The following is a 21,210-nucleotide window of genomic DNA, read 5'->3' on the forward strand; positions in this document are numbered from 1 at the left end:
CTCAGATCGCTTCCGTACTCATACCCAGCAGGCCGACGCAGGGGGTGTCGGCCGGTCTACGGGGAGAAAACTGCATCATGGGCAAGAACACGACGTTCTCGAAGCGCCGTAAGAGCCTCATCGTCACCGCCCTCGCGGTGGCCGCCGCCGGCGGTGTCGCCGCCGCCACGATTCCCGCCTCCGCCACCACGGGCACCCGCGCCGACCACGCGGGTTCCACCGCGACCCTGCTCGCCACCAGCCTGCGCGGCGCCAACGAGGTGCCGGTGCAGGGCGGCCCGGCCGTGGGGGACAAGGACGGCGCCGCGCTGGAGTTCATCAAGGTCCGGGGCGACAAGGTGTCCGTCGCCGTGACCTGGCGCGGCACCGGCAGGCCGACCATGCTCCACATCCACCAGGGCGCCAAGGGCACCAACGGCGGCGTCAAGATCGACTTCAGCAAGCTCATCGCCAAGAAGGCCAAGGGCCACCACCTCACCGGTACCGTCAAGGTCGACGACCCGGCGCTGCTCGAGGCGCTGACCTCCGACCCCGGCTCCTTCTACGCCAACCTGCACACGTCCCGGTTCCCGGGCGGAGCCGTCCGCGGCCAGCTCCACAAGGTCGCCGTCGCCGCCTTCGACTTCCGCGACGCCCTGCACAACTTCCAGGCGTCCGTGGTCAAGGGCAAGCAGATCTACGAGTGCAAGCCGGCGGACGGCGGCGGGTACGCCTTCGCCCAGCGGGACGTCAGCGCCCTGCTCGGCGGCGGCATCAAGCACTCCTTCGTCGCCCCCAACTCCGGTACGCCGCAGTGGGTCGCACCCGACGGCAGCTCGGTGACCGGGGCCGTCCTGACCAAGACCCCGAACGGCAACGGCAACATCCCCGAGCTCGACCTGAAGGCCACGCAGTCCGGCAAGCACCGGGGCCTGCTCGCCGGCACCGCGGAGATCCTGCGGCTCAACACGGTCGGCGGAGTCGCTCCCTCCGGCAGCTGCACGCCGGGCGACATCGTCGGGGTTCCGTACCACGCCGACTACGTGTTCCTGCAGCGCTGACACGGTAGTTGAGGCTCAAACGCAGGGCGGCGCCCTCCCCCTCACACCCGTACCCCTACGGGTCGGGGGAGGCGTCGCCCTCTCGTGTCATACCCCAGGAGTACACGGAGTTGCCTCCGAGGTTTGACGCTTCTCCTCCGTCGATTTGGTCAACTGGAAACCACGGAAAACACCACTCCTCACCGATTCGGGTGAGAATGGCGGCTTGGGTGGAAGACGAGTGCTGACAGGCAAGTTGGAAGCCGCCGCCGACGACGGAGGTAGCGCACACATGGCACCGTACGAATCCGACGACAGCACGATCGCCGGCGAGGCCGACGACCTGCGCGCGGGCAGGCGCAAGGCCGCGCGGTACGTCGTCCCGGTCGCGGTGGTGGGGGTGGCGGCGGCGACCATCGGGCTCGTCCCGGCGCTCGCCGACTCCGGCGACCCCAGCCTGCCGAAGATCAGCGCGCAGCAACTCCTCGACAAGATCGCCAAGTCGGACGTGCAGCAGCTGTCCGGCACGGTGAAGGTCACCACGGATCTGGGCCTGCCGAACCTGGGCGGCCTGGAGAGCAGCCTGACGTCCGGTGCCGGGCGCGGATCCGGTGACGGATCCTCCGCCGACCCCACGTCCAAGCTCACCGAGCTCGCCACCGGCACCCACACCCTGCGCGTGGCGGCCGACGGCCCGGACCGACAGAAGCTGTCCTTGCTGGAGAACGCGGCGGAGTACAGCCTCATCCACAACGGCAAGGACGTCTGGGGCTACGACAGCCAGTCGAACGAGGTCTACCACTCCACCGCCCCCGACGACGGTGCCTCCGAGAAGAAGCAGGAGCAGCCGCCCGCCACGCCCGACCAGCTCACCAAGGACGCCCTGAAGGCCGTCGACGACACCACCTCCGTGACCGTCCAGGGCACCGCCCAGGTCGCGGGCCGGGACGCGTACCGGCTGGTCGTCAAGCCGAAGGACTCCGGTTCGACGGTCGGTCAGATCACCGTGGCCGTGGACGCGAAGACCGGTCTGCCGCTGAAGTTCACCCTGACCCCGGCGAGCGGCGGCGCCGCCGTCATCGACGCGGGCTTCACTCGGATCAGCTTCGCCAAGCCGGCCGCCTCGACCTTCGACTTCAAGGCACCCAAGGGCGCGAAGGTCACCGAGGGCGACCAGGGCAAGCACGCGGACGGGCACGCCAAGGTCGCTCCGAAGGGCGCACCGAAGGGTGACGACTGGAGCGGCCCGTCCGGGAAGGACTCGGGCAAGGGTCCCGACGGGATGAACGTCATCGGCAAGGGCTGGGACTCCATCGCCACCTTCGACACCGGCGGCAAGGGCGTGCCCTCCGGCGCCGAGGCCGGCGGCCAGTTCGGCGGCTTCCTCGACTCCCTCGGCGACAAGGTCACGGGCAAGTTCGGTTCGGGCACGGTCTTCAAGACCCGCCTGATCAACGCCCTGATCACCGACGACGGCAAGGTCTACGTCGGCGCGGTCAGCAAGGACGCGTTGGTGAAGGCGGCGAACGCGGGCTAGCCGGGAACCTTGCGCGGCGGCCGTTCGTCATCACGGTGAGTAGTCACCGCGCCACGCGGTACGAGCACGAATCGAGGGAGCCGATGGACGAGGCGTCCGCCCCGGAGCCGGACCGCGCTGAGCCGGGTGACAGCGTCATCGCCACCCGCGGGCTCACCAAGCGCTACCGCGGCGGGCAACTCGCCGTCGACGGCCTCGACCTGACCGTCCCGGCGGGCAGCGTCTTCGGCTTCCTCGGTCCGAACGGCTCGGGCAAGACCACCACCATCCGCATGCTGATGGGCCTGATCGAGCCCACCTCGGGCACCGCCCGGGTGCTCGGCCGCCCCATGCCGAGGAGTTCGCGCGCCGTCCTCCCGCACGTCGGCGCGCTCATCGAGGGCCCCGCCCTGTACGGCTTCCTCTCCGGCCGCGACAACCTGATCCGTTACGACGCCGCCGACCCGACCGCCGACCCGCGCACCCGGCGGGCCCGCGTCGCGGCGGCGCTGGAGCGGGTGGGGCTCATGGCGGCAGCCGGCAAGAAGGCCAAGGCCTACTCGCTCGGCATGAAGCAGCGGCTCGGTCTCGCCGCCGCGCTGCTGCAGCCGCGCAGACTCCTGGTCCTGGACGAGCCGACCAACGGCCTCGATCCCCAGGGCATGCGAGAAATCCGCTCCCTGGTCCGGGAGCTGGCCTCGGACGGCACCACCGTCTTCCTCTCCTCCCACCTCCTCGACGAGATCGAGCAGGTCTGCACCCACGCGGCGGTGATGGCACAGGGCCGCCTCATCACCCAGGGCGCGGTGTCCGACCTGGCGGCGGGCGCGCGCGGCCGACTGGTCGTCACGACGCCGGACACCGGGGACGCGGCCCGCGTGCTCAAGGAGCAGGGCGCCGGCGACGTCGTCGTCACCGAGGACCGGGTGACCGCGGAGCCCCCGGACCGGGACCTGGCCGAGGTGAACGCCGCGCTGGTGACGGCGGGCGTGCGCGTGCGTGGCTTCGGAGTGGAGCGGGCCTCGCTGGAGGACGCGTTCGTGGCGTTGACGGGGGAGGGCTTCGATGTCGCGGGCTGAGACGGCGGTCCCACGGGAGGAGCTGGGCGAGGTGCGCACGCCGAGCCCCCTGTGGACCTTCGGCTTGCTGCGCAGCGAGTTGGTCACCACCTTCCGTCGCTGGCGCACCCTCGCCCTGCTCGCCGTCCTCGCGGCCGTCCCGATCCTCGTCGGCATCGCCGTCAAGATCGAGACGAGCGACGGCTCCTCGGCCGGTCCCGGCCGCGGTGGCGGAGGGGGCGGCCCGGCGTTCATCGCCCAGATCACCAACAACGGCCTGTTCCTGGTCTTCACGGCCCTCGCGGCGACGCTGCCGTTCTTCCTCCCGATGGCGATCGGGGTCGTCGCGGGAGACGCGATAGCGGGGGAGGCCAACGCCGGCACCCTGCGCTACCTGCTGGTCGCCCCGGCCGGCCGCACCCGGCTGCTGCTCACCAAGTACGCGACGGTGCTGGCCTTCTGCCTGGTCGCCACCCTCGTGGTCGCGGCATCGGCGCTCGCCGTCGGAGCCGTCCTGTTCCCGCTCGGCGATCTGACGACCATCTCCGGCACCCGGATCAGCTTCGCCGACGGTCTGGGGCGGGCCCTGCTGATCGCCCTGGTCGTCGCAGCCTCGCTCATCGGCATAGCCGCGCTCGGCCTGTTCATCTCGACGCTGACCAACAGCGGCATCGCCGCGATGGCCACGACCGTCGGACTGCTGATCACCGTTCAGATCCTCGACCAGATACCCCAACTCCACGCCCTGCAGCCGTACTTCTTCTCCCACTACTGGCTGTCCTTCGCCGACCTGATGCGCGACCCGGTCTACTGGGACGACCTGACGAAGAACCTCGGCCTCCAGGCCCTGTACGCGGCGGTGTTCGGCTCGGCGGCCTGGGCGCGGTTCACGGCGAGGGACATCACGGCGTAGCTCAGGCGGCGGCCCGGGTCTCGTGGGGGAAGCGGGCGAGCGGCGGTTCCTGCGCGAAGAAGCTCTTGGCGCGGGCGAGGGCCGCGTTGTCGTGCAGCACATCACCGCGCCGGCTGCCGTTGCCGAGGAGCACTCCGCCGAACCGCATCCCGAGGTACGCGGCCGAGTTGTTCAGTGTGCCGATCAGCGGGTCGGCGACGGACGGCTCGCTGTCGGCGAGCGCGGCGACACCCCAGAGCGTGCGGCCGGCCATGGCCGCCTTGAAGTCGAGACCCGGGGTGCGCAGCCAGCCGGACCAGTAATCCAGGTAGCGCTTGGTCAGACCGGAGAGCGAGTACCAGTACAGCGGGGAGGCGATCACGATGTCGGTGGCCGCCAGCGTCGCGTCGAGCAGGAGGGCCGGGACACTGCCGGTGGGCGGGTGGACATGGTCGCTGTCGCGTCGCAGGTCCACGAAGTCGGGCAGCGGCTGCTCGGCCAGGCTGATCCACTGCTGCTCGACATCGGCGGGCAACTGCTCTGCGGCCCGGCGGGCGAGGAGTTCGGTGTTGCCGTCGGTGCGGCTGCTGCCGAGCACGAACAGGAAGCGACGAGTCATGAGGTCCCCCAGAGGAAGGCGGCGTACGACGATTACTCGCACCTGCATTATATGCATACGCAAGTAGCTGTCCATGGGGTGGCGGGGCGACGCCCGGAGGGCGCCCCCAACGGACGGGACTCAGCCGCGCCGTCCGGCCGCCGCCCCCGTCAGCCGGGCCAGCGCCTCCGTCTCGCGGGGCGGACGGCCGCCGAGGTCGCCGAGACGCCAGTCGGCGACCCAGGGGACGCGGTAGACGTCGATGACCTGCTCCAGCAGCCGGATCTGCCGGTCCAGCGGGCGGGGCAGCCGGCCCGGCGCGTCCGCCACCAGGACGAGGGCGTCCAGGTCGAGCCCCTGGGGCGCCTGCCCGCGCCGGAACACCTCCAGGGCGCGCAGGGCGGCGGCCAGTCCGGAGGCATGGGTGCGGGCGACGAGCAGGACGGAGCGCGGGTCGTCCGGTCCGGGCCACTCCCGGCCGCAGTCATGGCCGCCGTACACGGCGGCGAGGGTGGAGACGCCGGCGCCGCCGTGGGTGCCGACCCAGGAGTAGCGCCGGGCGGTGGCGACCGCGTGGGCGGGCTCCTGGGGTCCGGGCTCCGACGGGGCGACCGGTCCGCGGAGCCAGATCTCCGGTCCCTTTTGCATGTCCGTGCGCATGCCCGCTCTCCTTCCTCGCCAAGCCCAGGGATCCGCGGGGTGCCGGGCGGCCACGAACCGGGACGCCGATCGCTGGGACGAGTCTGTGACGCGACGGTGACGTTGAACCGGCAGTGACCGGAGAGACTCGACAGTACGTGAACGACCGGATCTTGACGCCGGGGTGGCCGGGCCCGACGGCGGGAGGGAGCACCATGGAACCCGAACGCGCCGTCCGCTCCACTTCCGACGCATCCGAGTGAGGGAACCGATGTCTCGACTCAGCCGCGAGAAGAAGCGGGAACAGAAGGGGGCCGCGCTCCCCGCGGCTCCCGCGGCGGCACCGATCGACGTCCATGTCCCCGCGGGCGGTCCGGGAGCGGGGGGTGCCTCGATCGGCGGCGTTCCGGTCGTCCCGGCGGCCGGTCAGGAGATCCAGCAGGCCGTCCTCGACCACCTCCACCGCATCGCCCTCGCCACGGGCCACCCCGTCCGGGCCACGATTCACGACGAGCGCATCGGCTGCGTCGTACACCTCCAGGTGGCGGCCGACGGTTCGAGCACATTCACGGGGGAGCCGGTACGGATGCCTCCGGCGGTTGAGCCGAGGGAACCGGTCGAGCCGAGGGAACCGGTCGAGCAGGGGGAGCGGGCGAGGGGTGAGGCCCGGCACCGGGAGGAAGCGGTCCCGTCGGCTTCCGCGGTACGGGAGTCGGCCCCGGCGGCGGCTGGCGCAGGTCTGTCGGGGGACGCGGTGGCGAAGGAGCACCCTGCGGACCCGTCCGATCCCCAGCCGCAGTCCACGCCGTACCGCGACAAGCCCACCCACCTGCTGCGGCCGGCCTCCGAGCCCGTACGGGACGCCGCGCCGACCTTCCCCTTGCGCGCGCTGCCGGAGCCGCCTCAGGACCGCGCACCCGGCACGGTCGCACCGCCCACGGGACAGTTCGGTCCGCCCCCGCCCATGGACGCGATCCCGCCGCACGCGGTCGCCGGGGCCGACCAGGCAACCGGAGCAAAGGGCGACCAGGCACCCGGGGCCGACCAGACACCCGGAACCAGCGCCGCCCGAGCCGCCGTACCCCCGCGCATCGCCACCCCCCACCCGCTTCCCGCGCCCCCTTCAGCACCCTTGGCCCCCACCCCCCTACCCGCGCCCGCCTCTGTCGCCTCCGCCCCCGCCCCCAACCCCCTCGCCATCCCGCCCCTCGACCCCGGTCCCGAGCCCACCCCGACCCCCGCCCGTGGGTTCGATGCCGTGGCCGAGGCGGTGCTGGGGGACGAGCCGTCCACCACCACCGGGGTTCTCGCGGAGCCGATGACACGGATCAACGAGGCCGTGAAGGCGGGGCGGATAGCGGAGGCGGACGGGTTGGCTGTGGGAGCCGTGGGGGAGGCCATGGCGGTGCTCGGGCCGGAACACGGCGAGGTGTTGAAGCTGCGCGAACTGACCGCCTACATCGCCTACTTGGCGGGTGACCCGGTGCGTGCCTTCCGGCTGTCCCTCGACCTCGCCCGAACCTATCGGCGCACCGGCGACGCGGAGGGGGCGTACGGCAACGTCCAGAGCGCCGCCTCCGCCTGGCGGGCCGTACGCGACCCGCACCAGGGGCTGGAGCTGGGCCGCGACCTGATCGGTCTGTGGACGGAGCTGACGGCCGAGGAGGGACCGGCAGCCGACGACATCGAGGAACTGGAGTCGGCCCGTGCCCGCATGGGCCGACTCACGGAACGCGCCCGCAAGTCGGCCCGGTGACAGCGGGGAGGAGCCGAGCACTCACGCCCTCCGACACGCTGTAAGAGGCGCCGAGCGTTCTCCTTTACCAACGGCCCGTCAAGGGCACTATCCGGACAGGGAGTTCGTATAACGGAACATCCCTGCCCGCATCGGCGCGATCAGGCGTCCACCGGAGCCGACGGCGCCACCTCGACCCGCGGCACCTCCTCCAGCCGCCGCCTCATCTCCCGTGCCGTCCGCCACGCGTCGAAGGTGAGCAGGCACAGGGCGCCCCACACCAGCGCGAACCCGGCCCACCGCTCGACCGGCATCGCCTCATGGAAGTAGGCGACTCCCAGCAGGAACTGGAACACCGGTGCCAGATACTGCAGCAGCCCCAGGGTCGACAACGGCACCCGGATCGCCGCCGCGCCGAAGCACACGAGCGGCAGCGCCGTCACCACACCCGTCGCCGCGAGCAGCGCCCCGTGTCCGGGCCCCTCGGTGGTGAACGTGGAGTCCCCGCGCGAGGTCAGCCACAGCAGATAACCGACGGCCGGCAGGAACTGGATCGCGGTCTCCGCCGCCAGCGACTCGATCCCGCCCAGATTCACCTTCTTCTTCACGAGCCCGTACGTGGCGAAGGAGAAGGCCAGCGTCAGCGAGATCCACGGCGGCTGCCCGTACCCGACGGTCAGCACGATCACCGCCGCGAAGCCGATCCCGACCGCCGCCCACTGCACGGGCCGCAGCCGTTCCTTCAGGAGCAGTACGCCCATGGCGATGGTGACCAGCGGGTTGATGAAGTACCCGAGCGAGGCCTCGACGACATGGCCGCTGTTGACGGCCCAGATGTACACGCCCCAGTTGACGGTGATGACCGCCGCCGCCACGGCGACCAGCGCCAGCCGTCGCGGCTGCCGCAGCAGCTCACCGGCCCAGGCCCAGCGCCGTACATAGAGCAGTGCGACGGCGACGAAGACCAGCGACCACACCATGCGGTGGGCGAGGATCTCGACGGCGCCGGCGGGCTTGAGGAGGGGCCAGAAGAGGGGCACCAGGCCCCACATCCCGTACGCCGCGAAGCCGTTCAGCAGACCTGTGCGCCGCTCGCCCTTCGACTTCCCGCTCACGGGCACCTCCTCCTCGACGAACTCGCCGAACTGGACGTGCTCGGCGAACTCGACCTGCTCGACGCTCTTGCGCCCTCGCACACGCGTGCAGGCAAGAAGGTAACGCCGAAGGCCCCCGCCTGTCATGCCCGTATCGCTATACGGTCATGACAGGCGGGGGTGGTGCGTCCGAGGGCCCGGCGGGGGAGTGCGGCCCTCGGACCTCCGGGGAGGTCAGCCCTTGAGTGCGGCCGTGATCGCGTCGGCGATCGTGCTGGTCGGGCGCCCGGCGAGCCGCGAGAGGTCACCGCTGTCGACGACCAGCTCGCCCTTCTCGACGGAGGCGTCGACGCCCGCGATGATCGCGGCAACCGGCTCCGGCAGCCCGGCGCCGGCCAGGATGCCGGTGAAGGCCTCGACGGAGACGGGGTTGTAGACGATCTCCTTGCCGGTCTGCTTGCTCAGCTCCGCCGCGTACTCCGCGAAGCTCCACGCCTCGTCGCCGCCCAGCTCGTACGTCTTGTTCTCGTGGCCCTCGCCGGTCAGTACGGCGACCGCGGCGGCCGCGTAGTCGGCGCGGGAGGCGGAGGAGACGCGGCCGTCACCGGCGGCCTGGACCACGGCGTTGTGCTCCAGCACCGGGGCGAGGTTCTCGGTGTAGTTCTCGTGGTACCAGCCGTTGCGCAGCAGCACGTACGGCACGCCGGAGCCGAGCAGGATCTCCTCGGTGCCGCGGTGGTCGTCGGCGAGGGCGGCCTTCAGGGCGCCCGGGGCGCTGGTGTAGGCGAGCAGGGCGACGCCGGCGGCCTTGGCGGCCTCGATGACGACCCGGTGCTGGCCGACGCGGTCGTTGCCGACCTCGCTGCCGCTGATGAGCAGCACCTTGTCACCGGCGGAGAAGACGTGGTCGAAGGTCTCGGGGGCGTTGTAGTCGGCGACCGCGAGCTTCACGCCCCGCGCGGCGAGGTCGGCGGCCTTGGCCTCGTAGCGAACGACGGCGGTGACCTGCTCGGCCGGGACCTTCTCCAGCAGCTGGTCGATGACGTGGCGGCCGAGGTGTCCGGTGGCTCCGGTGACGACGATGCTCATGATGTGCGATCTCCTTGTGGGGTGCTGATGCCACTAACCCTAGGGGGAGCGCTAACTCTGCGAAAGTACCCACTTTGAAGTAAGGTACTGGCATGGCCGTAAGTGCAGTGGACTCCGTTGTCTCCAAGTACGACACCGGCGAGGCGATGTGCCCGTACCGCCTCGTGCTGGAACACGTCACCAGCCGCTGGGGCGTCCTCGTCCTGATCGAGCTCCTCGACCGCCCGTACCGCTTCAGCGAACTGCGCAGGGCGATCGGCCGCGTCAGCGAGAAGATGCTGACCCAGACCCTCCAGACCCTGGAACGCGACGGCCTGGTCCACCGCGACGCCAAGCCGGTGATCCCACCCCGCGTCGACTACTCCCTGACCGACCTCGGCCGCGAGGCGGCGGAGCAGGTGAGGGGGCTGGCGGTGTGGACCCAGAAGCGGCTCGATGTGGTGCAGGAGGCGCGGGAGCGGTACGACGCCTCGAAGGCCGGTGCGGGCTCGTCCGAGGAGTGAGCGGCGACCGGCCCGAGGGATGAGAAGGGCCCGGATGCCGTGCGGTGCATCCGAGCCCTCCGTGCGTCACAACGGCGGTCGTCAGCCGACCACCGTCCAGGTGTCGCCGCCCGCCAGCAGCGTCGCCAGGTCGCCCTTGCCGTTCTGTTCGATGGCGGAGTCCAGCTGGTCGGCCATCTGGGTGTCGTAGACCGGCCGGTCCACCGAACGCAGGACGCCGATCGGGGTGTGGTGGAGGGTGTCCGGGTCGGCCAGGCGGGAGAGGGCGAAGGCGGTCGTGGGAGACGCCGCGTGGGCGTCGTGGACCAGGATCTGGGACTCGTTGTCCGGCGTCACGTCGACCACCTTCAGATCGCCGGTGACCGCATCGCGGACGACGCCCCGCGAACCGTCCGCCCCGAAGCGGATCGGCTGCCCGTGCTCGAGGCGGATCAACGCCTCCTCGGCCTGCTGCTTGTCCTTGAGGGCGTCGAAGGCGCCGTCGTTGAAGATGTTGCAGTTCTGGTAGATCTCGATCAGCGCCGTGCCCGGGTGGGCCGCGGCCTGGCGCAGGACCTCGGTGAGGTGCTTGCGGTCGGAGTCGATGGTGCGGGCGACGAAGGACGCCTCCGCGCCGAGGGCGAGGGAGACGGGGTTGAAGGGGGCGTCCAGCGAGCCCATCGGCGTCGACTTCGTGATCTTTCCGACCTCGGAGGTCGGGGAGTACTGGCCCTTGGTCAGGCCGTAGATCCGGTTGTTGAACAGCAGGATCTTCAGGTTCACATTCCGGCGCAGGGCGTGGATCAGGTGGTTTCCGCCGATCGACAGCGCGTCGCCGTCACCCGTGACCACCCACACCGACAGATCCCGCCGCGAGGCCGCGAGCCCCGTCGCGATCGCCGGAGCACGGCCGTGGATGGAGTGCATGCCGTACGTGTTCATGTAGTACGGGAAGCGGGACGAGCAGCCGATGCCCGAGACGAAGACGATGTTCTCCTTGGCCAGGCCCAGCTCCGGCATGAAGCCCTGGACGGCCGCCAGGATCGCGTAGTCACCGCAGCCGGGGCACCAGCGCACTTCCTGATCGGACTTGAAGTCCTTCATGGACTGCCGGGCCGCGGCCTTGGGGACGAGAGTGAGCGCCTCGATCGTGCCCGTGCCTTCCGTGGACGTCTCAGCCATCGATGGCCTCCTTGAGAGCCGTGGCGAGTTGCTCAGCCTTGAACGGCATGCCGTTGACCTGGTTGTACGAGTGGGCGTCGACCAGGTACTTCGCCCGGATCAGCGTGGCGAGCTGACCGAGGTTCATCTCGGGGATCACGACCCTCTCGTAACGCCCGAGCACCGCGCCCAGATTCCGCGGGAAGGGGTTGAGGTGGCGCAGATGCGCCTGGGCGATCGACTCGCCGGCCGCCCGCAGCCGCCGTACCGCCGCCGTGATCGGTCCGTACGTCGAGCCCCAGCCCAGCACCAGGGTGCGTGCCTCGTGCGGGTCGTCGACCTCCAGATCCGGTACGTCGATGCCGTCGATCTTGGCCTGCCGGGTGCGGACCATGAAGTCGTGGTTGGCGGGGTCGTAGGAGATGTTGCCCGAGCCGTCCTGCTTCTCGATACCGCCGATGCGGTGCTCCAGACCGGGCGTGCCCGGGACGGCCCAGGGGCGGGCCAGGGTCTGCGGGTCGCGCTTGTAGGGCCAGAAGACCTCGCTGCCGTCGGGCAGCGTGTGGTTGGGGCCCTGCGCGAACTGCACGGTCAGATCCGGGAGTTCGTCCAGTTCCGGGATGCGCCAGGGCTCGGAGCCGTTGGCCAGGTAGCCGTCGGACAGCAGCATCACGGGGGTTCTGTAGGTCAGGGCGATGCGGGCGGCTTCCAGGGCCGCGTCGAAGCAGTCGGCCGGCGTGCACGGGGCGACGATCGGGACCGGCGCCTCGCCGTTGCGGCCGAACATGGCCTGCAGCAGGTCCGCCTGCTCGGTCTTGGTCGGCAGACCCGTGGACGGACCGCCGCGCTGGATGTCGATGACCAGCAGGGGCAGCTCCAGCGAGACCGCCAGACCGATGGTCTCGCTCTTGAGCGCCACACCCGGACCGGACGTCGTCGTCACGCCGAGCGAGCCGCCGAAGGCCGCGCCCAGGGCCGCGCCGATGCCCGCGATCTCGTCCTCGGCCTGGAAGGTGCGCACGCCGAAGTTCTTGTGCCGGCTCAGCTCGTGCAGGATGTCCGAGGCCGGAGTGATGGGGTACGAGCCCAGGAACAGCGGCAGATCGGCCTGGCGCGAGGCCGCGATCAGACCGTAGGCGAGCGCGAGGTTGCCGGAGATGTTGCGGTACAGGCCCGGCGGGAACGCGGTCGTCGCCGGGGCGATCTCGTAGGAGACCGCGAAGTCCTCGGTCGTCTCGCCGAAGTTCCAGCCCGCGCGGTAGGCCGCCAGGTTCGCCTCGGCGATCTGAGGCTTCTTCGCGAACTTGGTCCGCAGGAACTTCTCCGTGCCCTCGGTCGGCCGGTGGTACATCCAGCTCAGCAGCCCCAGCGCGAACATGTTCTTGCTGCGCTCGGCCTCTTTCCGGCTGAGGTCGAAGTCCTTGAGGGCCTCCACCGTCAGCGTGGTCAGCGGCACCTCGTGCAGGCTGTAGCCGTCCAGCGAGCCGTCCTCCAGCGGGGAGACGGCGTAGCCGACCTTCTGCATCGCCCGTTTGGTGAACTCGTCCGTGTTGACGATGATCTCCGCGCCGCGCGGCAGATCGCCGATGTTCGCCTTCAGCGCGGCCGGGTTCATCGCGACGAGCACGTTCGGCGCGTCACCCGGAGTGAGGATGTCGTGGTCGGCGAAGTGGAGCTGGAAGGACGAGACACCCGGGAGGGTTCCGGCGGGTGCGCGGATCTCGGCGGGGAAGTTCGGAAGGGTGGAGAGATCGTTGCCGAAGGACGCCGTCTCCGAGGTGAAGCGGTCACCGGTGAGCTGCATCCCGTCACCGGAGTCTCCCGCGAACCGGATGATCACCCGATCCAGCCGGCGGACGTCCTTCGTCCCCGCCGGCCTGCGCTGCTCTCCTACGACGGCTCCGTCCGCCGTGTCCGCTTCTGCCTGCTCCGCTGTCCTGCTGACCTGGCTGGTCACTGAACTGGACCTCCCTCGAGGCGGCTGTCTGGGACCGGCCTTCCCGCAGGCCTTCCCTGGATCAACCCTACGTCCGTTAGGGTCGCCTTCCCTCGGCCAATCGCATGATGGACACGCTTTTGAGACGGTCCGACGCCCTGAATTGTCATGATTTCTCGCCCCCCGGCGCTTGCTCTGAAGACGCTCCCCGCGATTCTTCGGTTCTGGGGCTGGACGGACGCTGGACTGACGGCTGAGCGCTCGGGCCGCCGGTCCAGCGTCAGCCGGTCATGAGTTGAGGTAGGTGAGGACCGCGAGAACACGCCGGTGATCCCCGTCGCTCTGCGACAGCCCGAGCTTGAGGAAGATGTTGCTGACGTGCTTCTCCACGGCGCCGTCGCTGACCACGAGCTGCCGGGCGATCGCGGAGTTCGTCCGTCCCTCGGCCATCAGTCCCAGCACCTCCCGTTCCCGCGGCGTGAGTCCGGCCAGCACATCCTGCTTACGGCTGCGTCCGAGCAGCTGCGCCACCACCTCCGGGTCCAGCGCGGTACCGCCCCGGGCCACCCGCACCACCGCGTCCACGAACTCGCGCACCTCGGCCACCCGGTCCTTGAGCAGATAGCCGACGCCGTGACTGGACCCGGCGAGCAGCTCGGTGGCGTACCGCTCCTCCACGTACTGCGACAGTACGAGTACCCCGAGACCGGGATGTGCCTTCCGCAGTTGTACGGCGGCTCGCACCCCTTCGTCGGTGTGCGTCGGCGGCATCCGCACGTCCGCGACCACCACGTCCGGCAGCTCGCCCTGCCCGTCGAGCTCCGTGATGGTCTTGATCAGCGCCTCCCCGTCCCCGACCCCGGCGACTACGTCGTGCCCACGGTCGGTCAACAGCCGCGTCAGCCCCTCCCGCAGGAGAACCGAATCCTCGGCGATGACCACCCGCACCCTGTCCTCCACGATGTCCGGCCCCCCACGCCCTGTTCCGTCTGCCAGTAGTCCAGCATTCCAGCATCCGGACCCGGAGGGGCCTCGGCAACGCGATTCCCTGGGCAATCAGCGGGAAACAGCCGCACGGCAGGACCGTTTCCGGCCTGCCGTGCGCGTGTTGCCGATCATCGGGCGTACGGGAATCGGGCGTACGGGAATCGGGTGTACGGGAACTCGGCGTACGGGAACTCGGCGTACGGGAAGCGGGCGTATGGGAAATGAGCGTACGGACGCCTCACCGCAACGACCGCTCCCCCCGCCACGGCAACTCCGCCGTCACCCGGGTCGGCCCGCCCGTCGGGGAGTCCACCACCAGGATCCCGTCCACCGCGTCCAGCCGCTCCGCGAGCCCGGCCAGGCCCGAACCGGTGGAGGCGTCCGCGCCGCCCACGCCGTTGTCGACGACCTGCACCATCAGCCGGCCCTCGACCCGCCACACGTCCACCGCCGCCCAGGTGGCCCTGGAGTGCTTGCTGATGTTCTGCAGCAGCTCCGACACCGTGAAGTAGGCGATCCCCTCGATCGCGGGCGCCGGCCGCTCGGCCAGATCCACCTCCACCTGCACGGGCACGGTGCAGCGGGAGGCGACGGCGGACAGCGCCGCGTCCAGTCCCCGGTCGGTGAGTACGGCGGGATGGATACCCCGCGCCAGATCCCGCAGCTCCTGCAGCGCCGTCTTCACCTCACCGTGCGCCTCGTCCACCATCCGCGCCGCCGCCCGCGGATCCTCCGCCAGCTTCTCCTTCGCCAGCCCCAGATCCATCGCCAGCGCCACCAGCCGCGCCTGCGCCCCGTCGTGCAGGTCCCGCTCGATCCGCCGCAGGTCGGCCGCCGCGGCGTCCACCACGACCCCCCGGTCCGACTCCAGCTCCACCACCCGCGCCGACAGCCGCGACGGCCCCAGCAGCCCGTGCACCATGACCCGGTCCACCATGGTCAGGGCCCGCACGATCCACGGCGTGGCCAGCGTGAACAACAACCCCACCAAGGCCGTGACGGTGATCTCGAACGGGTTGTCGAGGTAGACCGAGTGATGGGCGTCGCCGAACAGCTGCAGCCCGCCCTGGCCGGCGTACACCGGGAAGACCCAGAACCACAGCGGGTACGTCAGCAGCGCCCAGCCGTACGCCCAGAAGTTCACGGCGATCACGAACGAGAACACCGACCAGGGGAACTGCAGCAGCGCGTACAGCAGCGTCCGCCACGAGGTGCCGCTCTTCAGCACGGCCCCCATCCAGGCCATCACCCCGGACTTCTTCATCCGCAGCGGCTCCGGGTCCCCCACCTCCAGCCCCAGCATGCCGCGCGCCCGCGCCCGCTCCAGCGCCCCGAACCCCCGGCAGCCGGCGAGCCCCGCCGCCAGCACCGGGATGCCGAGGAACGTCACCAGCAGACCGGCACCGAGCGCCACCATCGTCACGGCGTACGTGAAGAGCATGATCCCGATCGGCAGGCTCAGCAGCACATACCCGAACTCCCGCCAGCTGCGCGCCTCGAACGGCGCCCGCAGCCCGGCCGGCAGCCGGCGCCGGCGCGGCTCGGCGAGCCCGAACCCGCTGTCGTACCCGTGCCCGTAGCCCTGTCCGTACTCCGTGGCCATCGGCGTCGTCCGTTCTACTCGTCCCGTTCCTTTGCGGCTTCTCCCGCCCTACCTCCACCCTGCTGCGCCGCAGGTCCGCGAACCATGGAGTCCGTCGGCATCTTCGGCGGGGGGTTTTCCCTACCTCCCGGCCCCGGAACGGTCGCGCCAGGGCAGTTCCGCCGTGACGACGGTCGGCCCGCCCTGCGGCGAGTCGACGACGAACAGCCCGTCGACCGCGCCCAGCCGCTCCGCCAGCCCCCGCATACCGGTACCGCCGTCCAGCCGCGCCCCACCACGCCCGTCGTCCTCGACCTGGATGAGCAGCCGGTTCTCCGCCCGCCACACCTCGACGACCGCGTTCCGCGCCCCGCTGTGCTTGCTGATGTTCTGCAGCAGCTCCGACACGGTGAAATAGGCGATGCCCTCGATGGCCGCGGCCGGCCGGGCCTCCAGATCCACCGTCACCTTGACGGGCACGGTGCAGCGGGAGGCGACGGCGGACAGCGCCGCGTCCAGTCCCCGGTCGGTGAGTACGGCTGGGTGGATGCCCCGCGCCAGGTCCCGCAGCTCCTGCAGCGCGAGCTTCACCTCGCCGTGCGCCTCGGCGACCATCTCCGCCGCCGAGTCGGGATCCTCCAGGAGCTTCTCCTTCGCCAGGCCCAGCCCCATCGCCAGATTGACCAGCCGCGCCTGCGCCCCGTCGTGCAGGTCGCGCTCGATGCGCCGCAGATCCGCGTTGGCCGTGTCCACCACGACCCCCCGGTCCGACTCCAGCTCGGCGATGCGCCGCTCCAGTTCGTCGGAGGGTGACAGCAGCCCGCGCACCATCGCCCGGTCCGCGTTGGCCAGCCCGCGCGCGATGAACGGCAGCACCGGCCACAGCACGAACAACGAGGTCAGCGTCGTGACGAAGGTGAGGATGCCCCACGGCAGCCGGATGAAGTCGTACAGCACCGTGCGCCAGGCGACCGGATCCTTCACCGCCATCCACAGCCAGGGCAGGAAACCGCCCGCCGCCGCACGCCGGGGCAGCGGACTCGGCTCGTCGACGCGCACCCCGAGCAGCCGCCTGGCCCGCGCCCGCTCCATCCGCCCCCAGCGCCGCGCACCCATCAGCCCGGCCGCCAGCAACGGGAACCCGATCACCGTCACGGTCAGCCAGAAACCTGTCCACAGCACCGTCACGACGTAGACGAACCCGAACACCGCCAGCGGAAGATTCGCCAGGAGATGCGCGATCTCCTTCCAGGTGTGCCCTTCGTAGGCGAGACGGGCGGGCGGCAGACGGTCGTCGGCGCCTTCCGGGGCCCGGGCCGGGCGCGAGAATCCTTCGGTCATATGGGCTAGCGTGCCGCGCGCCGGGCGCCCGCGCCATGAGGTCGGCCGCCCCCGTCTGCTGGGGAAAACCCCACCCTGGCATCACGTGCCGATCTCAAGGCATGACGGGCTGCTTACCGTCCCTTTATCAGGGCCTAGACTCCCTGCGTACAGATCGTCGAACAGCAGCGAGTGAAGCGAGTGAGGGGACGGACGTGCGGGAACCGACCGTCGTCATCGCGGCGGGCTACTTCCGGTCGTACTCGGTCGTCGGACTGCTCGCCGTGGTCGGCGTGCTCTTCGTGGCCGTCGCCTTCGGCGCGGGCCGCCTGCTGCGGCCGGTGGTCCCCACCCCGGAGAAACTCCTGACGTACGAGTGCGGAGTCGATCCCGTCGGCGAGGGCTGGGCGCACACCCAGGTCCGCTATTACGTCTACGCCTTCCTGTACGTCGTCTTCGCCGTCGACTCGATCTTCCTGTTCCCCTGGGCGACGGTCTTCGCCGCCCCGGGTTACGGCGCGACGACCCTGGTCGAGATGTTCATCTTCCTCGGCTTCCTGGCCGTGGGGCTGCTGTACGCATACAAGAAGGGCGTACTGGCATGGACGTGACGCCAGAGACCAACGTCACCAAGGTCACCGCTGTCACCGCTGTCACCGACGGGCAGCCGGCCCTGCCGTCGGAGCAGCCGGTCCTGTTGCCGGAGCCGAAGCGACTCGGCGCCCTCGCCCGCCTCGCGCCGGAACCGATGAAGGTGATCCTCAACTGGGGCCGCCGCTACTCGCTCTGGGTCTTCAACTTTGGCCTGGCCTGCTGCGCGATCGAGTTCATCGCCGCGTCGATGGCCCGCCACGACTTCATCCGCCTCGGCGTGATCCCCTTCGCCCCGGGCCCCCGCCAGGCCGACCTGATGGTCGTCTCCGGCACGGTCACGGACAAGATGGCCCCGGCCGTGAAGCGCCTGTACGAACAGATGCCGGAACCGAAGTACGTCATCTCCTTCGGCGCCTGCTCCAACTGCGGCGGCCCCTACTGGGACTCCTACTCGGTGACCAAGGGGGTCGACCAGATCATCCCGGTCGACGTCTACGTCCCCGGCTGCCCACCCCGCCCGGAAGCCCTCCTCCAGGGCATCCTCAAACTCCAGGAGAAGATCGCCAGGGAGTCCCTGGGCGAGCGGTACGGCGCGGTGGACGCGGGTGGTCGGCCGTCGGCGGGAGCTTTGCAGAGCGGGTTGGTGAAGGGGCCGGTGGAGAGGACGGCATCGGGGGCCGGTGATTCCGACCCCGAAGCCGATGACTCTCCGGCTTCCGACTCTCCGGCTTCCGAGGAGGGGCGATGAGCACGGTCGGCTGGCTTCCCGCCCCGGTCGAGGAACTGTTCGGTACGGAGTCCACGGCGGACGTGTCCTACGACGTCCTGACCGTGGACGTTGCGCCCGCCTCCTGGCTCACCGCGCTGGCGGTGGCCCGTGACCAGCTGGCCTGCACCTACTTCGACTGGCTGAGCGCGGTCGACGAACCCGGCACAGGCTTCCGCGTCTCGGCACACGTCGTCGCCCTCGCCCCGGTCCGCCGCCTCCTCCTGCGTACGACGGTCCCGCACGACACGCCGACCCTGCCGAGCGCGGTGAACCTCTACGCGGGCGCCGCGTGGCACGAACGCGAGACCCACGAGATGTTCGGCGTGGCCTTCGAAGGCCACCCGGCACTTGACCACCTCCTTCTCCCGGAGACCTTCGAGGGCCACCCCCTCCGCAAGGACTTCGTCCTCGCCGCCCGAGTCGCCAAGGCCTGGCCCGGCGCCAAGGAGCCCGGCGAGTCCGACCACGGCGGCCCCAAACGCCGCCAGATGCTCCCTCCGGGCGTCCCGGACCCCAACGAGTGGGGCCCCCTGAAGGGCCAACTCCCCCCGGCCCCGTCCCGCCCCGCCCGAGCGGCAGGCCGCACCGCAGCGGACCGAACCGCACCAGACCGCCCGGCCCGCACCGCAGCCGAACGCCCGGCCCGCCGCACCCGCTCGGCATCCGAAGGCTCCGCCAGCCAGACGGCACCGGAGGTGCCGACGGGAGCTTCAGCGGCGGAGACTTCGACTGCCGGGACGGCTCCGAGGCGCGCGCGTACGGCAGGTGAGGGCTCGGTGAGCCAGACGGGCGCGTCGGAGGGAGCAGAGCCCCGGCGTGCGCGCTCGGCGGCTGAAGGTTCGGCGAGCCAGACGACAGGCACGTCGGGGGCGGCTCCGCGGCGTGCGCGGACGGCGGCTGAAGGTTCGGCGAGCCAGACGACAGGCGCGTCGGGGGCGGCTCCGCGGCGTGCGCGGACGGCGGCTGAAGGTTCGGCGAGTCAGACCGAGACGGTGGCCGACGAGACCTCCACCGCGGATGCTCCGTCGACTGCCGCACCACGGCGTACCCGCTCGGCGGCCGACGGTTCCGTGAGCCAGACGGCGGCCGGCACCCAGAGCGCGGCAGACGGGTCGGCGCCTCGGGCTGGGGACGTGACGCCTGCCGCCGAGCCCTCAACCGGGCCTGCCGAGTCCGCGACCGGCGCCTCCAAGCCCCCTGCCCCGGCGGCGCCCACCGCCCCCCGCAGGTCGCGGAGTGCGAGTCAGGGCTCGGCAAGCCAGCGAGCCACGGCCCCGACCGGCGGGGGCGCCGGGACCGACGGGGGCGCCGGGACCGTCGAGGGCGCCGGGACCGTCGAGGGCGCCGGGACCGACGAGCGCTCCGGACCACGCCCCACCTCGACCACACCCGAACCGAAGGCGCCCACCGCCCCGCGCAGCCCGGACGCTCCCTGGCACCACGCCCGCCCGGCCTTCGACGACCCCGCCCCATCCGCCCGCCCGGCCCCCAAGCCCCAGCCACAGGAGGGGGCCGACCAGCAGCACCCCGCTACGGCACCGGAGCCGCCCACCCCCGAGCAGCGCGGACGGCCCGGACAGAACAGGCCCGCCCCCCAAACCTCCGCCCCGGACGCACCAGCGCCTGAAGACCCCACACGCCAAGCCCCCGCGTCCGAAGACTCAACGCCGGAAGCCTCCCCGCCCCGGACTCCCGCACCCGAAACACCGGCGTCCGCAGACCCCACATCCGAGGACACCAGCCCCGAAGACCCCCCAGGAGGCCCGCAGTGAACGACGCTCTCGACGTCGCTCTACGACTCCTGGTCGTCTTCGTCGTCTTCCTCACCTTCCCCCTGATCGTCGGTCAGACCGAGCACAAGGTGATGGCCCACATGCAGGGCCGCCTCGGCCCGATGTACGCGGGCGGATTCCACGGCTGGGCCCAACTCGTCGCCGACGGCGTGAAGTTCGCTCAGAAGGAAGACGTCGTACCGGCCGGCGCCGACCGCCGCGTGTTCCAACTCGCCCCCGCCGTCGCCCTCCTCCCGTACCTCGTCGTCCTCCTCGCCATCCCCATCGGCCCCGGAGAGGGCGCCGTCGGGCAGGTCCTGGACGCCGGCATCTTCTTCGTCCTCGCGGTGATGGGCATCGGCGTCCTCGGCTCCCTCATGGCCGGCTGGGCTTCCGCCAACAAGTTCTCCCTCCTCGGCGGCCTCCGCACCGCCGCCCAACTCCTCGCCTACGAACTCCCCATGCTCCTCGCCGCCGCCTCCGTCGCGATGGCGGCCGGCACCGTCTCCCTCCCCGGCATCCTCGACGCGTTCCACTGGTGGTGGCTGCCCTGGCAGATCGTCGGCGCCGTCGTCTTCTTCGTCGCCGGCCTCGCCGAACTCCAGCGCCCGCCCTTCGACATGCCCGTGGCCGACTCGGAGATCATCTTCGGCGCCTACACCGAGTACACCGGCCTGCGCTTCGCCCTGTTCCTCCTCGCCGAGTACGCCGGGATCATCGTCCTGTGCGGCCTGACCACCGTCCTTTTCCTCGGCGGCTGGCACGGCCCCTGGGGCGCCGACGGCCTCGGCTGGGTGTGGACCCTGCTGAAGACGGCCGTCCTCGCCTTCGTCGTGATCTGGCTCCGCGTCACCTATCCCCGCCTGCGCGAGGACCAGCTCCAGAAACTCTCCTGGACGCTCCTCATCCCCCTCTCCCTCGCTCAGATCGCCCTCACCGGCATCGTCAAGGTGGTGATCCAGTAGCC

General features: G+C 71.0%; 19 protein-coding genes. 10 read left to right on the top strand and 9 right to left on the bottom strand.

Annotated elements, in window-relative coordinates; genetic code table 11:
- Positions 1–77 precede the first annotated feature (77 nt).
- The 4 genes from ABZZ74_RS32765 (at position 78) to ABZZ74_RS32780 (ending at position 4,506) form a co-directional block, all read left to right on the top strand.
- Entirely contained in the window at positions 78–1,040 is a 963-nt protein-coding gene (locus ABZZ74_RS32765; RefSeq protein WP_356771150.1) for a CHRD domain-containing protein, read from the top strand.
- A gap of 271 nt (positions 1,041–1,311) precedes the next feature.
- A complete protein-coding gene (locus ABZZ74_RS32770; protein WP_356771152.1) occupies positions 1,312–2,556 on the top strand; it encodes a DUF2092 domain-containing protein in 1,245 nt (414 codons plus the stop codon).
- 83 nt (positions 2,557–2,639) lie between these two features.
- Positions 2,640–3,614, top strand: a complete 975-nt coding sequence (locus tag ABZZ74_RS32775; protein ID WP_356771154.1) for an ABC transporter ATP-binding protein — start codon at positions 2,640–2,642, stop codon at positions 3,612–3,614.
- Entirely contained in the window at positions 3,601–4,506 is a 906-nt protein-coding gene (locus tag ABZZ74_RS32780) for an ABC transporter permease (protein ID WP_356771156.1), read from the top strand. The genes ABZZ74_RS32775 and ABZZ74_RS32780 overlap by 14 nt, the downstream gene beginning before the upstream one ends.
- A 1-nt stretch (position 4,507) precedes the next feature.
- Here the strand turns inward: ABZZ74_RS32780 and ABZZ74_RS32785 are convergent, their stop codons facing one another.
- Both ABZZ74_RS32785 and ABZZ74_RS32790 read right to left on the bottom strand, forming a co-directional pair.
- Positions 4,508–5,104, bottom strand: coding sequence for an NAD(P)H-dependent oxidoreductase (locus ABZZ74_RS32785; RefSeq protein ID WP_356771158.1), 597 nt, complete (start codon positions 5,102–5,104; stop codon positions 4,508–4,510).
- Between the two features lie 120 nt (positions 5,105–5,224).
- Complete coding sequence (locus ABZZ74_RS32790) at positions 5,225–5,743, bottom strand: DUF6668 family protein (RefSeq protein ID WP_356771160.1); 519 nt, start codon at positions 5,741–5,743, stop codon at positions 5,225–5,227.
- Between the two features lie 250 nt (positions 5,744–5,993).
- On the opposite strand from ABZZ74_RS32790, the gene ABZZ74_RS32795 reads away from it, so the two are divergent.
- Complete coding sequence (locus ABZZ74_RS32795) at positions 5,994–7,478, top strand: tetratricopeptide repeat protein (RefSeq protein ID WP_356771162.1); 1,485 nt, start codon at positions 5,994–5,996, stop codon at positions 7,476–7,478.
- A gap of 140 nt (positions 7,479–7,618) precedes the next feature.
- On the opposite strand, the gene rarD is transcribed toward ABZZ74_RS32795, so the two are convergent.
- Both rarD and ABZZ74_RS32805 read right to left on the bottom strand, forming a co-directional pair.
- Entirely contained in the window at positions 7,619–8,572 is a 954-nt protein-coding gene (gene rarD / locus ABZZ74_RS32800; protein WP_356771232.1) for an EamA family transporter RarD, read from the bottom strand.
- A 213-nt stretch (positions 8,573–8,785) separates the two neighbouring features.
- Positions 8,786–9,640, bottom strand: a complete 855-nt coding sequence (locus ABZZ74_RS32805) for an SDR family oxidoreductase (protein WP_356771164.1) — start codon at positions 9,638–9,640, stop codon at positions 8,786–8,788.
- A gap of 92 nt (positions 9,641–9,732) precedes the next feature.
- Here ABZZ74_RS32805 and ABZZ74_RS32810 point away from each other — a divergent pair, with 92 nt between their 5' ends.
- Positions 9,733–10,143: a helix-turn-helix domain-containing protein gene (locus ABZZ74_RS32810; RefSeq protein WP_356771166.1), complete on the top strand. Its 411-nt coding sequence runs from the start codon at positions 9,733–9,735 to the stop codon at positions 10,141–10,143.
- Positions 10,144–10,224: 81 nt separating this feature from the next.
- On the opposite strand, the gene ABZZ74_RS32815 is transcribed toward ABZZ74_RS32810, so the two are convergent.
- From ABZZ74_RS32815 to ABZZ74_RS32835, 5 genes are all read right to left on the bottom strand, one after another.
- Positions 10,225–11,304 carry a 2-oxoacid:ferredoxin oxidoreductase subunit beta gene (locus ABZZ74_RS32815; RefSeq protein WP_356771168.1) on the bottom strand — a complete coding sequence of 360 codons (1,080 nt, stop codon included), beginning with the start codon at positions 11,302–11,304 and terminating at the stop codon, positions 10,225–10,227.
- On the bottom strand, positions 11,297–13,240 hold the full coding sequence (locus ABZZ74_RS32820) for a 2-oxoacid:acceptor oxidoreductase subunit alpha (protein WP_356771170.1): 1,944 nt from the start codon (positions 13,238–13,240) through the stop codon (positions 11,297–11,299). Before ABZZ74_RS32820 ends, ABZZ74_RS32815 begins: the two co-directional genes overlap by 8 nt.
- Before the next feature lie 267 nt (positions 13,241–13,507).
- Positions 13,508–14,167 carry a response regulator transcription factor gene (locus ABZZ74_RS32825; protein ID WP_308286707.1) on the bottom strand — a complete coding sequence of 220 codons (660 nt, stop codon included), beginning with the start codon at positions 14,165–14,167 and terminating at the stop codon, positions 13,508–13,510.
- Positions 14,168–14,444: 277 nt separating this feature from the next.
- A complete protein-coding gene (locus ABZZ74_RS32830; RefSeq protein ID WP_356771172.1) occupies positions 14,445–15,809 on the bottom strand; it encodes a sensor domain-containing protein in 1,365 nt (454 codons plus the stop codon).
- A 120-nt stretch (positions 15,810–15,929) separates the two neighbouring features.
- Positions 15,930–17,129, bottom strand: a complete 1,200-nt coding sequence (locus ABZZ74_RS32835) for a sensor domain-containing protein (RefSeq protein WP_356771174.1) — start codon at positions 17,127–17,129, stop codon at positions 15,930–15,932.
- A gap of 194 nt (positions 17,130–17,323) precedes the next feature.
- On the opposite strand from ABZZ74_RS32835, the gene ABZZ74_RS32840 reads away from it, so the two are divergent.
- The 4 genes from ABZZ74_RS32840 to ABZZ74_RS32855 are packed head-to-tail and all read left to right on the top strand — an operon-like array spanning position 17,324 to position 21,208.
- On the top strand, positions 17,324–17,719 hold the full coding sequence (locus tag ABZZ74_RS32840) for an NADH-quinone oxidoreductase subunit A (RefSeq protein ID WP_240867840.1): 396 nt from the start codon (positions 17,324–17,326) through the stop codon (positions 17,717–17,719).
- Positions 17,710–18,450 (top strand): NADH-quinone oxidoreductase subunit B family protein, encoded by a 741-nt coding sequence (locus ABZZ74_RS32845; RefSeq protein WP_356771176.1) that lies wholly within the window; start codon positions 17,710–17,712, stop codon positions 18,448–18,450. Before ABZZ74_RS32840 ends, ABZZ74_RS32845 begins: the two co-directional genes overlap by 10 nt.
- Positions 18,447–20,243, top strand: coding sequence for an NADH-quinone oxidoreductase subunit C (locus tag ABZZ74_RS32850; protein WP_356771178.1), 1,797 nt, complete (start codon positions 18,447–18,449; stop codon positions 20,241–20,243). The genes ABZZ74_RS32845 and ABZZ74_RS32850 overlap by 4 nt, the downstream gene beginning before the upstream one ends.
- A complete protein-coding gene (locus tag ABZZ74_RS32855) occupies positions 20,240–21,208 on the top strand; it encodes a complex I subunit 1 family protein (RefSeq protein ID WP_356771180.1) in 969 nt (322 codons plus the stop codon). Before ABZZ74_RS32850 ends, ABZZ74_RS32855 begins: the two co-directional genes overlap by 4 nt.
- Positions 21,209–21,210: the final 2 nt, after the last annotated feature.

This window comes from Streptomyces sp. NPDC006476, assembly GCF_040612015.1.
In the GTDB taxonomy this organism is placed as follows: Bacteria; Actinomycetota; Actinomycetes; order Streptomycetales; family Streptomycetaceae; genus Streptomyces; species Streptomyces griseorubiginosus_B.

Bases quoted from the DNA above. Each gene is read 5' to 3' on its own strand.
- ABZZ74_RS32805 (WP_356771164.1), bottom strand. From the start codon at position 9,640: ATGAGCATCGTCGTCACCGGAGCCACCGGACACCTCGGCCGCCACGTC.
- ABZZ74_RS32770 (WP_356771152.1), top strand. From the start codon at position 1,312: ATGGCACCGTACGAATCCGACGACAGCACGATCGCCGGCGAGGCCGAC.
- ABZZ74_RS32775 (WP_356771154.1), top strand. From the start codon at position 2,640: ATGGACGAGGCGTCCGCCCCGGAGCCGGACCGCGCTGAGCCGGGTGAC.
- ABZZ74_RS32790 (WP_356771160.1), bottom strand. From the start codon at position 5,743: ATGCGCACGGACATGCAAAAGGGACCGGAGATCTGGCTCCGCGGACCG.
- ABZZ74_RS32795 (WP_356771162.1), top strand. From the start codon at position 5,994: ATGTCTCGACTCAGCCGCGAGAAGAAGCGGGAACAGAAGGGGGCCGCG.
- ABZZ74_RS32810 (WP_356771166.1), top strand. From the start codon at position 9,733: ATGGCCGTAAGTGCAGTGGACTCCGTTGTCTCCAAGTACGACACCGGC.
- ABZZ74_RS32835 (WP_356771174.1), bottom strand. From the start codon at position 17,129: ATGACCGAAGGATTCTCGCGCCCGGCCCGGGCCCCGGAAGGCGCCGAC.
- ABZZ74_RS32815 (WP_356771168.1), bottom strand. From the start codon at position 11,304: ATGGCTGAGACGTCCACGGAAGGCACGGGCACGATCGAGGCGCTCACT.
- ABZZ74_RS32785 (WP_356771158.1), bottom strand. From the start codon at position 5,104: ATGACTCGTCGCTTCCTGTTCGTGCTCGGCAGCAGCCGCACCGACGGC.
- ABZZ74_RS32765 (WP_356771150.1), top strand. From the start codon at position 78: ATGGGCAAGAACACGACGTTCTCGAAGCGCCGTAAGAGCCTCATCGTC.
- ABZZ74_RS32830 (WP_356771172.1), bottom strand. From the start codon at position 15,809: ATGGCCACGGAGTACGGACAGGGCTACGGGCACGGGTACGACAGCGGG.
- ABZZ74_RS32845 (WP_356771176.1), top strand. From the start codon at position 17,710: ATGGACGTGACGCCAGAGACCAACGTCACCAAGGTCACCGCTGTCACC.
- ABZZ74_RS32850 (WP_356771178.1), top strand. From the start codon at position 18,447: ATGAGCACGGTCGGCTGGCTTCCCGCCCCGGTCGAGGAACTGTTCGGT.
- ABZZ74_RS32780 (WP_356771156.1), top strand. From the start codon at position 3,601: ATGTCGCGGGCTGAGACGGCGGTCCCACGGGAGGAGCTGGGCGAGGTG.